This is a genomic window from Streptomyces sp. NPDC101227, from assembly GCF_044767545.1.
Taxonomy (GTDB): Bacteria; Actinomycetota; Actinomycetes; order Streptomycetales; family Streptomycetaceae; genus Streptomyces.
The window spans coordinates 62,512-76,674 of sequence record NZ_JBIWOD010000025.1; the positions used below are offsets into that span (position 1 = coordinate 62,512).

Below are 14,163 nucleotides of genomic sequence, written 5' to 3' on the forward strand. Positions count from 1 at the left end.
CCCGGCTGTGAGCGGAATTCAGGCAACTACCTGGCGTTTCTCGGGCTGGCCGCCGCCCTCTGCCTCGGCCTGAACCGGGCGCAGACGCGATGGTCCGCCGACCTTGTGTCTGCCACACACGGGGCCGGCCGACAGGGCAGCGGCCCGCCCTTCGGTGGACCTCCAGGAGATGTGGCCCTCTCCGCACGCGCAGCCCTCATTCGGGCCACCCTGGCGCGTGACCCGAATGTCCGACGGTGTGCCGTTGTCCCGCATCGCCTCAGAGTGCGGCAGGCCCAATGAGCGGAGAGCGCGACCTGGTGGAGGAACACCAAGGCTTCGGCCCCTCGTGCACCGGGGCTGGAGCTGTCGTGACCGGCTTGGATCACCCAGGTGTCAAAATCAAGGGTGCCGGGGTGCCGTCGGTCCAGCCGGGAGTGATGGCGGCGAGTGCGTCACCGACGCCGGCGCCTTGGAGGAATGCCGCGCCATGACCATCGGCGATCCTGGCCTCGGAGCCGTTCCAAGTGACGGGTACCAGGCGCGTCGGCCCAGGGGCGGGCCGTACCCGCCCTCTCACAGGGACGTGCGGCAGGGGAGCCGATGCACGGCCGGACAAGCCGGCGATCAACGGGCCGAGCAGGGTGTGAGCGGCGACCAGGGCCGCGTAGGGATTTCCCGGCAGGCCTACCACCCAGCGGTTGTCGGCGAGTTCGGCGAGCAGCATCGGGTGTCCGGGGCGGCAGGCGACCGAGTCGACGACCATACGGGCTCCTGCGTCGTCGAGCAGACGACGTAGCTGGTCCGTGGTGCCGATGGAGGTGGAGCCCGTGACCACCACGACGTCGACGTCTTGCCTCTCGTGAACGGCCGCGGCCAGCCGTCGCGTCGGCTGGTCGGGTACGTGTCGCACCCCGCAGCTCTCGCCGCCGAGTTCGGAGATCAGAGTCGGCAGGGCCGGTCCGAGGGCGTCACGTACCCGCCCAGGGCGGGGGAGGCCTGCCGGGTCCAGTTCGTCCCCGGTGACCAGCGCTCCGACTCGTGGGCGGGGGACCACCGCCAGGGTGTCGTGGCCGCAGGAAGCGGCGAGGCCGAGCAGCGCGGGCCCGATTCTGGTCCCTGCCGGGGCGAGGCAGTGTCCTGCCGGGGCGTCCTCGCCGGTCTTGCGGATGTGCCGGCCCGGCGGCGGCAAGGGGCCGGCCACCCTGCCGTCGTCGCCGGCCACCGCTGATTCCAGAGGCAGCACGGCGCACGCTCCTGCCGGTACGTGAGCCCCGGTGGAAATCTCCACACACTCGCCCGCGTCGAGTGTGTCCTCCCAGACCCCGCCTGCCCGTAGGGCCGCGCGCACATGCCAGGGGCCGAGACCCGCCACGGCATACCCGTCCATGGCTGCCGTGTCGAACGCCGGCAGCGGCCGCAGGGTGCACAGGTCGCCGGCCAGTGTCAGCCCGGCGGCATCGCACAGCGGCACGGTACGGGCCGGGGACGGTTGCGCCGCGCCGTGTGCCAGGACGCGGGCCTGCGCCCAGGACACCGCCGACGGCTGTGGCGGCACGTGGGTGGGCGGCAGGGTGGCGGTCGCGGAGAGCATGAACACGACTGTCGGTCCTGGGCGTTACCTGCCGCCGCTATGTGGGTTGCCGTTGCGCTCCGGTCCGCTCACGGCCCATGCCTTTCGTGTGTGAGCCTTCGCTCCACAACAAGGGCCGCGCACCATTGCGGTGCGCGGTCCTCAGCGGGTCAGCGGGTGATCAGGCGGCGGCGAGGGAGACCTCGGTGGCCTTGATGAGGGCCACGACGGAGGTGCCGGAGGCCAGGCCGAGGTCCTCGACGGCGTCCTTGGTGATCGCGGCGGTCAGCCCACCTCCCTCGACGGAGATGCGGACCGAGCCCATGGCGCCACCGGTGGAGACGTCGGTGACCGTGCCGGCGATCTGGTTGCGGATGGAGATGCCCTCGACCGGGCCGGTCGCGAGGGAGACCTCGGTGGACTTCACCAGCACCTTGACGGCAGATCCCTCGGCCAGTCCCAGGTCCTTCACTGCATCAGTGGTGATCGCGGCGGTGATGACCTGACCAGCGGCCAGACGCACCTTCACCGACGCCATGGCCTCACCGGCGGTGACGGAGAGGACCGTGCCGGGAATCTGGTTGCGGATGGACAGGCTCATGAAACACGCCTCACAAAGTCGGAAACGGATCGGCAAGCACTTCTATGACGTGCGCCACGCCCGACAATACCGGATGAAAAATCATGCCCAGAACGTTAGTTGTGCATTTGCCAGCCAAATTGGCGCAACCTCATTGCGTATTCCAGGAGAGCTCCATGATGCGCATGGCTCGCAGCGGAATCAGCCCACCTGAGCTGGGGTTTTCCTTCCGCTCGGGTGGTCGTCCGCACGCCATGAGGAAAGGTCCGGCAATTGCAAATGAGGGCCTGGTGGAAGTTCTGTCGTGGCAAATACGGTACCGATCCCGCCAGCTGGTGCATATTTGCATGCGGCCCAGATAACGGCACCGGAGAAGAATTCTGCCATGCGCGCTCTCTCTGTCGTCCGGCGATTCCGGGCCGCTGTCGGCCTCCTCAGTGGCGCCGTTCTCGTTCCCGTCCTGGCCGCCTGCGGAGGCAGCAGTGGCACCTCCGCGTCCCCGACACCGTCCGCGACCGGGCCGGGGAAGCCGCCCGCCGCGCACCTGACCGTGCTGGCCGCGGCCTCCCTCACTGATGAGTTCAAGACCGCCGGTGCGACCTAAGAGAAGGAACATCCGGGCACGAAGGTCGCGTTCTCCTTCGCCGGTTCACAGGAGCTGGCCGCGCAGGTCGAGCAGGGCGCCCCCGCCGATGCCCTGGACGGACGCGGCCGTGGCCAAGGGAAAGGTCGACGCGGTCGAGATCCCTGACGACCAGAACGCCATTGCCTCCTACCCGGCGGCGACCCTGAAGGCAACCAAGAACGCCGCCTCGGCCGACGCCTTCGTCAAGTGGCTCTCCTCGCCCGAGACCCAGAAGATCCTGCGGCAGGCAGGCTTCCAGAGCCCCTGAATCACCTGCGAGGCCCGTCAGGTGGCATCGCTCGCAAGGCGGTTCAACCCTTCAGAGGCAGTCGTCCTCCTGGTACGAGTAGCGCTGCTCCGCCCACGGGTCGGCAAGGTTGTGGTAGCCCCGCTCCTCCCAGAAGCCGCGCCGGTCCTGCGTCATGTACTCGATGCCGCGCAGCCACTTGGGCCCTTTGTAGCCGTAGAGGTGGGGGACGACCAGGCGCAGGGGGAAGCCGTGCTCGGCGGTGAGCATTTCGCCGTTGTGATGAGTGGCCAGAAGTGTCTGTTCGGAAGCGAATTCCTCGATGCGGAGGTTGGCACTGTAGCCGTACTCGGCCCACGCCATGACGTGGGTGACGTGTGGGCCAGGAGGCGCCAGCTCCAGCAGGACGGCGGCCGGCACGCCGAAGAACTCGTGGCCGAAGGTCGAGGTACCCGATGCGCAGTGCAGGTCCGCGATGACCGTTGTCGTGGGGAGTGCCGTGACCTCCTCGAGCGACCAGGAGTATTTCTCTCCCGTCGCGGTGGCTCCGAAGGCCTGGAGGTTCCAGCGGTCGGCACGGAACCTGGGCACCGGGCCGTAGTGGGACACAGGCCATCCCCTGGCCGCCTGCTGCCCCGGGGGCAGGCGTTCGTTCGTCATCCTGCACCTCCTCAGTCTCGATCATTCGCCTCGGCAGCATATGCATATGTGAGGTCGAAGCACCGATTCATCTGGTAGATGCTGGACATTGTGGCAGGTTCGCCTCTTGGGTGATCCATCCAGTCCGCGCAAGTCGATTCCCGGCCCGTCTCCCGCCTTCCTGGTGGATTCGCCAGGGCGCGGGCACGCCATGCGGCCGTCTTTCGTGTTCGCAACCAGTCGTTTCCTTTCCGGTCCGTTGGTTCACTGTCTTCGCCCAGGGCAGGGTGCCGGACATCGCGGTCCCGGGCCGACAACCGAGACCGTTCGTGGCATCCGCGCTCTGGGTGTTTCGCCGATCGGACGCAAACTGTGAGGGGGGTGGGTCTAAGTGCCGTCTGAAGGACCCGTCCAGCTCCCAGTACTTGACCTCGTACCCCTCGCCTCGGGTTCGACTCCCGCGCTGGCGTTGCACCGGACGATCGACCTGGCACGCCATGCCGAACCGGCTCGGGTACACCCGGTACTGGATCGCCGAGCACGATCTGACCCCGAGTGTCGTCGCCGCCGCGCCGGCCGTGCCTCGATCGCTCGAACGTGGACAGGTTCAGCCGCGAGCGCCTGGGGCAGCGCACCGATTGCGGGAGGGCCGGGGTTGCCACTCGTGGTGAACTGCCACTCGATGCCGACGGCTGTTCTCTCCGCGGTCGCCGCCTACCGAGCCGCCTTCCGGCCCTCCGACGTGCTGTCCGCCCCGCACGTCATGGTTTCGGCGGTTTGCATACTCCTGCCGGCAGGGCGCCCACGCGGCAGCCGCCAACCGGCAGTCGCTTGACGCCATGCCATTCGGCCATGGATGCCGGCCGGATCGGTAACGACCGGCACAGCACTTTGCCAATCGGCGGTCGTACTGCCGAAGTGCGTCACCAACTCTTGTTCATCAGGCCCTGAGGAGGGGCCTCACCCATGCACAGATCACCACGTCGGCACCGCACGCCGGACGGCCGCTCAGTTGCGTTCACGCGCGGTCGGTCACGCCGAGTTCTGACGCTCATCTTCGCGGTAGCGACCGTCGTGATGGCCGACAGCCCGGCCTCGGCGGCCGTCGCCCACACGACCAGGTTCGGTACCGCGGTGAACCTCGATGACAACGGCCGCGGCAGCTCCGCCGTCGCGATCGGCGATCTCAACAACGACGGGATACCGGACCTCGTGACGGCGATCCGCACCGAGGGCCTCGGCGTGTTCCTCGGCTCGGGTGGCGGCCGCTTCGGCGCTGTGACGAAGTACGCGGCGCCACGCACCGTGTGGAGCAAATTTCTCCACTCGGCAGTGATCCGCGATGTCAACGGCGACGGCCACATGGACGTCATCAGCCACGACGGGCGCGGCAATGTCGCTCTGGTCTGGCTCGGCGACGGATCCGGCGCTCTCGGCGCCGGAGCGGAGGTGCAACTCAACCCGAGGTCCGGGTGCGACACCACGGGCGACAACCCGTGTGTCGCACGCTTCCCGACTGACGTCGCCGTGGGCGACTTCGACGAGGACGGCAAGCCGGATCTCGCGACGTCCAACGCGAACACGAACAACGCCTCGGTAGTGCTCGGCAACGGCGACGGCACATTCGGCGCGGCGACGCAGTTCGGACTGGGCGGCGGCACCGGCCCACAGGGCATCGCGGCCGCCGATCTCAACGGTGATGGCCATCTGGATCTCATCACGTCAAACTCATCGACCGGCACGCTTTCCGTGCTGCCGGGCGACGGACAAGGGGGCTTCGGCACGGCGTCGAGCGTCTCGGCCGGTGTGGCACTGCCGTCCACGCTCAAGCTCGCCGACGTCAATGAGGATGGCAAGCTGGACGCCGTCATCGTGGCGCCCGGCTTGCCGGGGCGCGTCGCTGTCTTGCTCGGCGATGGCGCGGGCGGGTTCGGCACTGCGAGCGTCCTATCGGCGGGGAAGAACCTCAGCTCCGCGTCGGTGTCCGACCTGAATGGCGATGGCCACGCCGACCTGGTCGCTTCCAGCACCGGTTCGGACGAGGTCATGGTGCTTGAGGGCGACGGCACTGGTGCGTTCGGCAGGCCGCTGGCATTCGGGCTCAACGGCGGTAGTAATCCGCAGGCCACAGCAGTAGCCGACCTCGACGGCGACGGGCGTCCCGATGTCGCCACGGCCAACAGCAATAGCTCGGCGACGTTCGTCAACGACGCGTCGGTGCTGCTCAACACGACGAAGCGGCGGCCGACGGCAACACACCAACGGCGGTCCGACGCTCCCGGGCACGGATTCGATCGCGGTCGGCGGCTCCTGCGAGACCACCGTTGAGGTGCCGTAGCCGACGAGCCGTTTCCGGCGGCTGCCTATGAGACGCTGACGTGCGTCGCGGGCTCGGCGATTGCGATGATGCGATCGCCGAGCCCGTCTCGCCGGCACACGCACATCGTTGAGCACTGTCCACGGCTACCGGGTGTGGTGCTGGACGCGTAGGTGAAGGCTGCTGCTGCGGCGCCTTTCCGCTGCGCCTCCACCCATCCAAGGGCCCGCAGCTGTTCGTCCATCCGGTCGGGTACTGCCATCGTGCGTTCCTCTTCCTTTCACGGGGTCGCGCGCACGATCACGAGCGACCCGTCGTACGTCGGCCGACCGCGCAGGTGGCCGAATTCCTCGTCCCAGGCCCCGCTGTCCAGGTCCTCGCGCAGGGCCCGGTCGAAGTGCTCGCGGGCCGCGTCGTCAACGAAGCTCCAGGCCGAACACGCCTGGCGGGCAGCCGGGTCGAGCAGCATCTCGGGGCGCCCGTAGTACGCCTCGTTGAACCCGTCGGTGCAGTCCGACGGGATGGGCACGGTCCGGACGGTGCCGGTGCCGCCAAGGGCGGCGGTCAGTTCTGCGAGGGGTGGGTAGCGGCGGGCCTCGGTGTCGAGGACTTCGGGCGCGTACCGGTACAGCCAGAACTCCCGGACCAGGGTGGGGTCGCAGGTCAGGACGACCACGGGCCCGCGGGTCACCCGTCGCATCTCGCGCAGGCCGGCCCGGACGTCGGACCATTGGTGAACGCTGAACAGCGTCATCGCCGCGTCGAACTCGCCGTCGGCGAACGGCAGGTCCTCTGCGACGGCGTCGATGGCCCGGGGGAGTGGCGCGGGGCGCTGGGCGCGCATCGACTCCGAGGGCTCGACCGCAGTCACCGTACGCGCCGCGCTCTCGTACGACCCGGCGCCGGCACCGACGTTGAGCACGGTCCGCGACTCGCCCAGGGCCTCGGCGATGAACCGGGCGATGCGCTCGTCCGGCCGGCGGAAGGAGGAGTAGTCGGAGCCGAAGGCCCCGTAGTCGACGTCGCCGGCGCTGCCGTCCGTGGTGCGTGTGGTCATACCGTTTTGCCTCGCCTCGTGAGCAGGGTCAGGGAAGGGCTCGCGAACCGCCGGTGGTGTCGGCCGGGCCGCGGAGTAGATGCAGGAGCTACGACCAGAGCTGGCACCGCTCCCAGCCGTCCGCTGCGCGCTCGTAGCGCAGGCGGGTGGTGTGTACACGGCTCTTCGCCGCCTGCCAGAACTCCACCTCATCCGGGGCGAGGGTGTAGAGGGTCCAGCCGGCGTCGACGAGTGAAGGGTCCTGCCCGACCCGAGCCAGTGACTTTTCGAGAGCGTGGTCGCGCTCGGCGGTGTCCGTCAGGTACTGGCTCTGGCGGGCCAGCAGCGACTCGGCCCGGGCGGTCACCGAACGGCTGAGGAAGTCGGCGGCGCTGTCCTGGGCTGACCCCGGTGTCACGGGCCCGCGCAGGCGCACCTGCCGGCCGTGCTGGGGCCAATGGAAGGTGAGTGCGGCCCGCGGATGGATGGTCAACTGGTGCCCCTTGGGGCTGAAACCGTGCCCGGCGAACTGCCACCCCGAGCCGTCCACCCCCTTCAGGATCAGCACGCGGGCGTCCGGGTCACCGGCCTCGTCGACAGTGGACAAGGTCATCGCGTGCGGATCGCGCAGACCGTCCGCCACGGCGTCGGACAACCAGGACAGGAACAGCGCCACAGGATCCGCAGGAGCCCGTTCCGGCGCGAACTCCGGAAGCGGTCCCGCGAACACCTCGATGCCCCGGAGCCATGCGCGGACGGCACTGCCGTGGTCTCTGTCGCCCACCTGACCGCCTCCTCTGAAATGCGACACGACCCATCCTGCATATGCGGCTAGGATTCGACAATCTCTTGGCAATTGCTTGAGTGTTTCCCCAAAATTCGCTGCATTTGTGATGAATACGTTGGAGGTAGTGACGATGCCCGTCTACACGTCGCTGAGTCGGACCGGGCCGTTGGCCCGCTCTCGTGCGGGTAGTGCCTCATGACATTCGAGACGACGGACGTCCCGGAGGTACAGCGGGTCGAGGGGCTGGTGGCGGCCCAGGAGAAGGCCATCGAATTGTTCGCCGAGGTGGAGGCGCGCGGACTGGTGGCGCCCGGCCGGGGCGAACGCGAGGTCAGCGACCTGATTCGCGACCTGGCCAACGACATGTTCGGCACCACCAAGCACTGGCACAAGCGGATCATCCGCTCCGGCCCCAACACCCTCCGCCCCTACCGGGACAACCCGCCGGACCGGGTCATCGGCCCCGACGACATCGCCTTCGCCGACTTCGGGCCGATCTTCGAGGAGTACGAGGCGGACTTCGGCCGCACATACGTCTTCGGCGACGACCCGCACAAGCACCGTCTCCTCCAGGACCTGCCGCGCATCTTCGACGCCGGCCGTGCTTTCTTCGCCGCCGATCCGGCTATTACCGGTCGACAGCTGCACGCCGAGGTCGAACGCCTCGCCGCCGAGGCCGGCTGGACCATTGGCATCTGGCACGCCGGCCACCTCGTCGGAGAATTCCCCCACGAGACCAACGACGGAGCCAAGGCCGAGTCCTACATCACCCCCGAGAACGACACCCCACTGCGCCGCACCGACCGCGCAGGGCGGACCTGCCACTGGATCCTCGAACTTCATCTGGTGGACCTGGAAAGGGGCTTCGGCGGCTTCTACGAACAACTCCTCGATCTCGCCTGACCTCCGATTGCCTCACCTCGCTGGTCTTCGAAGCCGCCCGAGGTGGGGCGCAGGACAGACCACGGCCACAGGCGGGAAGTTCCCGAGCCGTGGCCGCGGCGGGCCGAGTCTGGGAGTACGGGCCATCGAGATCTGCGTGCCACACTCCTACTGCCGGGCCATCCCCGGCGAGGACTACGGCAGCCTCGACCTGCCGCGACCACAGCAGCGCAAGCCGTGGCGAACTTCCCCGGCACCCCCCGGAGACGGCTGAGCGGACGCCTGGAGCACGGCGCCGACCGGTCGACGCCTAGGCGCGCGCGAGCCGGGCGCGCATGTACTCGGTGACGGGGGCTGGTCGGTCGCCGGTGACGGGGAACTCGTTCACAGCCGCACGCACGGCGGCGAGCCGGGGGTGCCCTGGGCCGGTGAACAGATCAACTCGCATGCTGGTGCGCCCCGTGAGTTCGGTGAGGACCCGAACCCGAAGTGCCTCGGCGATACGGAGGATCATGTCCAACCCGGGTGTCTGCAACTGGCCGTTCTCGATGCGCTTCACCCAGGAAGGCGACATGCCGATCAGGCCGGCCAGAACGATACGAGACATTCCGCGGCGTTCCCGCAGGATCCGCATTCTCTGCCCAAAGACCAGCGGAGTGGCGTACGGGTCGGGGGTGGCATCGGTCATGGCCTTGCCCCTCTCTGTTCAGCTCGTCACTGCCAGAGTATGGGGCAGGGCCAATCGCTTGGGCTCCAATCCCTCACTGCCTCTCGGTCGCGGGCTGGGGCCGTTCGCGTGATCGCTCCCGAATTCGGAGCGTTTGTCAGTGGCCGGCCGTATCATCCGCATCATGGCGACCAGATGCGTTCCTGATGCCGACGAGGTCAACGAGGCGATACGCCTGTTCATGGCCGCCCGCACAGGTCGGGCCCTGTGGCCGGACGAGCAGGACGAGTACGAGCGGTTGCTCGCCACATGGGCCGTCGCTCGCCGCGACGGACCGCGACCAACGGCCTAGGGTCTGTCCGATGGGCCATGACACGAGCAGGGGCAGCGTGGCAAAGGCCGTGCTTGCGGAGCGGCGCCAACCGAGGTGGCGACGGACCCGGCCCAGGCGACTCCTCCGCTTACCTCACCCCCGTCCGCCATCGATGGGCGGCCGTCACACCGGTCCGGCGTTTCTGCCCGGGCGCCGATTTCTTCCCTGCACCACGCCCCACGCTGACTGCCGGCTCCGCCCGTGTACTGGGGTGTTGACTCGCATTACTGCGAACGAGCGCTCTTTGTCAGTGTGTTGGGCGCCGTGCGTCTGCTGTCGCTAGCGTCGCCTGGCTGGTGCCATAGGCGTCGGTGCACGGTTGCATCCGCGCTCTGCCGCTCCACAGTTCGTGAGGGAACGGAACGAACGCGGCTGCTGGCATGCAATCCACACACAGTGACACGGACTCACACGAAGGGTGAGGTGTGAAGGCTACGAGGATGCTTCGCCGCGGGATGGCACTGTCGGGGCTGTTGGCTGCCTGCCTGGTCGTCCCGGCCGGTCCCGGTGCCGCAGGTACGGCGCACGCCTGCGTCACTCGTTCGGCGGCGGAAACCAGCACCGGTCGCGGGGACGCCACCGTCAGCATGGCACCGGCCGCAGCCGTGCAAAGGGACTTCCAGAAGCGCCCGAGCATCCACCCGGCGCAGAAGCTGATGGCGTCCAGCGTAGGGGTTGTCTGGAATGTGTTCTACGACGAGAAAAATCCGTCTGACGGGAACATCACCGACGCGGCCATCGCGAAGCAGCTCAACGTGGTGAACCACGCCTTCAGTCCGATCGGGCTGTCGTTCAACCTCCAGCAAGTGAACCGCCACGGCGTGCCCCGCTCGGTACTCCACGGCGTTGCTCAAGGCAGCCAGGACGAGGCTCGCATCATGCAGTCCCACCAGGGCAACCAGCAGATTCTCAACATCTTCTCGGTCCACGCCGACGCCACCCGAGGCTGGTCCACCTACCCCTGGGACTGCAATTCCCGCCCCGGTGACGACGGAGTGGTGCTCTCGTACGACACCATGCCCGGCGGTACCCGCCCTCACCACCACCAGGGCAAGACGGCAATCAATCTGATCGGCCACTGGGCCGGGCTCTGGAGCACCTACCAGGGCGGTTGTTCGGGCGACGGCGACTACGTCAGCGACACCCCGGCCGAAGCCTCCCCGGCCGTGGGCTGCCCCACCGGCCGCAACACCTGTCCGCAGCCCGGCGCGGACCCGATCCACAACTACATGGACGACTCCAACGACAACTGCCGCAACCGCTTCACTTCCGGCCAGTACCAGCGCATCACCGGGATCCTGGCCCAGTACCGCGGCATCAGGTTGTCATAGGCATCTCCCGGGCCGGCACGCGCTACTGATGCCGGGGCAGGCACCTCACGACCTATCGGACACGCCCGAGTGCCGCAGCCTGGCGGCACCGCGCCGCCCGGGACCGGCATCCGGACGGCGCGTCACGTCACCACGGGGCATAAGCTCTCCGATACGGCACGAGTTGAGACCTCCGTCGCCAACGGCCAGCGCGCATACCCGTCGTGACAGGGGCAACGCTGTCTGACCGGCGCTATACGCCGATGGCTCCGTCGATGCGTTCTCGGAGCAGGTCGGCGTGGCCGTTGTGGCGGGCGTACTCCTCGATCATGTGGACGTAGATCCAGCGGAGGCTGACGTCCTGCTCCATGAAGCGACCGGTGTCGGCCAGGGCACGGTCGGTGCAGTGCTCGCGGGCGCGGGCGATTTCCTCGTGCCAGGTGGCGAGAGCGTCGTGCAGAGTGGCGCCCTCGGCCAGCTCGAAGCCGCCGTCGGGGCCATGCGGGTCAGCCTGCGGGTCGTAGATGGGCGGGGCCTGTTCTCCAGTCAGCACTCGGCGGAACCAGTTCCGCTCCACCTCCGCCATGTGCTGGACGATACCGGTCAGAGTGAAACCGGACGGTGGCACGGACGCGACGGCGGCCTGCTCATCGTCCAGGCCCTCGCACTTCATGGCGAGTGTGGTGCGGTGAAAGTCGAGCCAGCTTTCGAGCGTGGTGCGCTCGTCGGCGTTCAGGGGCGGCATAGGGCGTTCGACGGTACTCATCGGTCGATTATCGCCAGCGGTCGAACTCGTTGGCAGGCGGGCCTCACCACAGGGTGAACGTTGCCTGATGCGGCACACCGGCCGGGCCCTATGGCCCGAAGAGCAGGATGAGTACGCGCAGCTGCTCGCCGCATGGACCGCTGCTCGCCGCGAAGGACCACGGCCAACGGCCTAGCCATCGTCTGCCCGCCGGCTCCACCTCTGCCGAGCCACCCTCACCGGACGTGCAGTGTCCTCCGAGGACTTGAGCGCCATGACGCACATCGTGCGGCCATGTGGGGGTCGCTGCCGTTGATCAGGCTCATGCGGCCGCCGGTGGCCCCGGTTTCCGGGTGCTTGACGTACTCGACGATGTCGATGAGGTCTTCGAGGTCGCGTGGCTGGCGGACGAGGCGATCGAGGTCGTAGAGGATGACGCCGTCGATCACGTCGTGGGCGAGGTCGGCGAGCAGTTGGCGGAACTCGGGGCGCGGCACCATCCAGTCGACGGGGCCGTCGGCTTTGACGATCTTGCGCTTCTTGAAGGCCGAGGTGTCGTTCTCCTTGTGGATCTTGACGAAGGGGCCCCAGCGAAGACGGGCCCGTGAGTCCTCGGCATCCTCCAGCCGGCGGTCGACTCCGGCCTCCAGGCCGAAGCGGTCGGAGGAGAGGCGCACGTACGCGCCGGGGCGTTTGGGAGGCGCTCGAACGGGCCCTGACAGAGGCGGGATTGGAATTGATTGCCCCAGGCGTATCCATGCGGAGATGGGTGAGCTGTTGAGTGAAGCCGTGCGCGCCACCCGTCTGTGTCCATCGATAATTCAAGGTCCCGAGGGGGAGTTGCCGACCGGATGACTAGTCAAGGCCGTGAGTCATGAGAATTCGCCGACGCCATCATGGGCCGTGGGCCGTCGGTGTTCCTGACAAAGTGATCCGAAGACTTCGTGGGTAGGGGAAGAGTCAGGCTGTCTACCACGTCCCATCGAGTAACTCCTACGCCAGCGGCCCACGATCACGATCGACTACTCCGCTCGCAGGTAAGAGAGGTCGACAGGGCATGGCGCGAGGGCATCCCAATATTTGATGAGGAAGCCCTTCGGGACCTGCTGACGGGTTCGCAGGAGAGCGGTATGGAGATCGACTTCTGAGAGGGAAATAGCGAGCACCGAATTACCGGCTGTGGCTGAGCTCTTCAGTAGGACAGTTTGCGCTTATTAGTCAACCGGTTGAGGATTCGGTGCGACCATGACCAACGACCGATGGCCCGACCCTGGGCGAATCCCAGAGGGCGGGCCACCGGATTTCCGGACTGTCGTCAAGCGCGGCAGCGCAGCATCTCCAGCGGGGGGTTGGCGTGGAAATCCGCCCAGTGGTCCGCACCGAATTCGCGCACGCCGGCCTCCGACACCGTCAGCGGAACCCAGGCCGGCTCGCTGAATCCGGCTGCCTGCAGGCACTTTTCGTAGACTTCGCGGCGCGGGAGGTTGGCGACGAAGGAGACCGGCGGGTCGAGCAGCGCCGTGGTCCGGACCTGCGGTCCGGTCTCGACCTCCTCACCAGTGAGCACGCTGCGGAAGCCGTACTTCTCCGGTGTCGGCCCGTCGAAGCGGAAGTCGGGCGACTGGTTGAGCAAGAAGAACTCGGCGCCGGGCTTCAGGCTCCGGTGGATGTTGCGGCACATCCGCTCGGTGGTGGCGGTGTCCGACGCGTAGTTGAGCAACTGGACCGCCAGGGCGATGTCAAAGCGCTGCTCGAAGGGACGCAGCTCGGACGCATCGCCCACCTCGTAGCTGATGCCCAGCGGGGCGGCCTTCTCCAGTGCCTCCGACACGGCGACCATTTCGCCGGAGATATCGATTCCGAGTACCTCCGTGGCGCCGCGCCGCTTGAACTCCCGGCTGTAGAAGCCGGTGCCGGAGGCCAGGTCGAGGACCGACTTGCCGCGCACGTCCCCGACCATCGCCAGGAAGCTGGGCACCACTGCGTACTGCTCCAGTGGCAGGGCTTTGAAGCCCTCGTACGCCTCACCGATCTCGTCGTACTGTTGTGTGCTCACAGCGCTGTCCTCCCCGTGTTTCGTCATGTCCTTGGCCACGGCACGGTCCCCCGTCCTCGGGCGCGCCGCGGCCTCTGATTGGCAGTCTCTACGGATCCCGGCAAGCCGGCGTACTGGCGGAACCCACAAAGATCCGGACGTCGTCCCGGTCGTGTGTACGGGGGGACGTGCGGGGGCGAACAGATGATTGGCAGCGCCGGGGCGATCTACGGCGCGCGGCGGCATTGTGGCGCTGCGGGCGGCGGTCGGGCTGTTGGAAGACCTGGACGTGAAGCTGCGCACCTGGGCAGGACACCTCGAATGTCACCTCGGCTGGGGCGCGAGATCCGCCGCTCGGCGAACGCGTG

The 14,163-nt window shown here is 67.8% G+C and carries 13 protein-coding genes and 1 pseudogene; 5 read left to right on the forward strand and 9 right to left on the reverse strand.

Features of this window, described 5'->3' with window-relative positions; translation table 11 throughout:
• Positions 1-364: 364 nt before the first annotated feature.
• Positions 365-1,573, reverse strand: coding sequence for a molybdopterin molybdotransferase MoeA (locus ACIRPT_RS37095; protein WP_403835623.1), 1,209 nt, complete (start codon positions 1,571-1,573; stop codon positions 365-367).
• Positions 1,574-1,733: 160 nt separating this feature from the next.
• Entirely contained in the window at positions 1,734-2,153 is a 420-nt protein-coding gene (locus tag ACIRPT_RS37100) for a molybdopterin-binding protein (protein WP_403835626.1), read from the reverse strand.
• 364 nt (positions 2,154-2,517) lie between these two features.
• Between ACIRPT_RS37100 and ACIRPT_RS37105 the strand changes: the two are divergent.
• Positions 2,518-3,025: pseudogene (locus ACIRPT_RS37105) on the forward strand (substrate-binding domain-containing protein).
• A gap of 51 nt (positions 3,026-3,076) precedes the next feature.
• On the opposite strand, the gene ACIRPT_RS37110 reads toward ACIRPT_RS37105, so the two are convergent.
• On the reverse strand, positions 3,077-3,664 hold the full coding sequence (locus ACIRPT_RS37110; RefSeq protein ID WP_403835629.1) for a molybdopterin-dependent oxidoreductase: 588 nt from the start codon (positions 3,662-3,664) through the stop codon (positions 3,077-3,079).
• Between the two features lie 1,113 nt (positions 3,665-4,777).
• On the opposite strand from ACIRPT_RS37110, the gene ACIRPT_RS37115 reads away from it, so the two are divergent.
• Positions 4,778-5,971 carry an FG-GAP repeat domain-containing protein gene (locus ACIRPT_RS37115; protein ID WP_403835631.1) on the forward strand — a complete coding sequence of 398 codons (1,194 nt, stop codon included), beginning with the start codon at positions 4,778-4,780 and terminating at the stop codon, positions 5,969-5,971.
• A gap of 269 nt (positions 5,972-6,240) precedes the next feature.
• On the opposite strand, the gene ACIRPT_RS37120 is transcribed toward ACIRPT_RS37115, so the two are convergent.
• Positions 6,241-7,017 carry a class I SAM-dependent methyltransferase gene (locus ACIRPT_RS37120; RefSeq protein ID WP_403835633.1) on the reverse strand — a complete coding sequence of 259 codons (777 nt, stop codon included), beginning with the start codon at positions 7,015-7,017 and terminating at the stop codon, positions 6,241-6,243.
• 88 nt (positions 7,018-7,105) lie between these two features.
• Complete coding sequence (locus tag ACIRPT_RS37125; protein WP_403835636.1) at positions 7,106-7,780, reverse strand: pyridoxal 5'-phosphate synthase; 675 nt, start codon at positions 7,778-7,780, stop codon at positions 7,106-7,108.
• Positions 7,781-7,978: 198 nt separating this feature from the next.
• Here ACIRPT_RS37125 and ACIRPT_RS37130 point away from each other — a divergent pair, with 198 nt between their 5' ends.
• Entirely contained in the window at positions 7,979-8,686 is a 708-nt protein-coding gene (locus tag ACIRPT_RS37130) for a M24 family metallopeptidase (RefSeq protein ID WP_403835638.1), read from the forward strand.
• 289 nt (positions 8,687-8,975) lie between these two features.
• Here ACIRPT_RS37130 and ACIRPT_RS37135 read toward each other — a convergent pair whose 3' ends face one another.
• Positions 8,976-9,353, reverse strand: a complete 378-nt coding sequence (locus ACIRPT_RS37135) for a helix-turn-helix domain-containing protein (protein ID WP_403835641.1) — start codon at positions 9,351-9,353, stop codon at positions 8,976-8,978.
• 163 nt (positions 9,354-9,516) lie between these two features.
• Here ACIRPT_RS37135 and ACIRPT_RS37140 point away from each other — a divergent pair, with 163 nt between their 5' ends.
• Entirely contained in the window at positions 9,517-9,684 is a 168-nt protein-coding gene (locus tag ACIRPT_RS37140; protein WP_403835644.1) for a hypothetical protein, read from the forward strand.
• Between the two features lie 476 nt (positions 9,685-10,160).
• On the forward strand, positions 10,161-11,036 hold the full coding sequence (locus ACIRPT_RS37145) for a zinc metalloprotease (protein WP_403835646.1): 876 nt from the start codon (positions 10,161-10,163) through the stop codon (positions 11,034-11,036).
• A gap of 232 nt (positions 11,037-11,268) precedes the next feature.
• On the opposite strand, the gene ACIRPT_RS37150 is transcribed toward ACIRPT_RS37145, so the two are convergent.
• The 3 genes from ACIRPT_RS37150 to ACIRPT_RS37160 form a co-directional block, all read right to left on the reverse strand.
• Positions 11,269-11,781 (reverse strand): DinB family protein, encoded by a 513-nt coding sequence (locus tag ACIRPT_RS37150; protein WP_403835648.1) that lies wholly within the window; start codon positions 11,779-11,781, stop codon positions 11,269-11,271.
• A gap of 215 nt (positions 11,782-11,996) precedes the next feature.
• Positions 11,997-12,437 carry a recombinase family protein gene (locus ACIRPT_RS37155; RefSeq protein WP_403835651.1) on the reverse strand — a complete coding sequence of 147 codons (441 nt, stop codon included), beginning with the start codon at positions 12,435-12,437 and terminating at the stop codon, positions 11,997-11,999.
• A 638-nt stretch (positions 12,438-13,075) separates the two neighbouring features.
• The gene (locus ACIRPT_RS37160; protein ID WP_403835653.1) at positions 13,076-13,816 is read right to left on the reverse strand and encodes a class I SAM-dependent methyltransferase; all 741 of its coding nucleotides are present in this window, start codon (positions 13,814-13,816) and stop codon (positions 13,076-13,078) included.
• Positions 13,817-14,163: the final 347 nt, after the last annotated feature.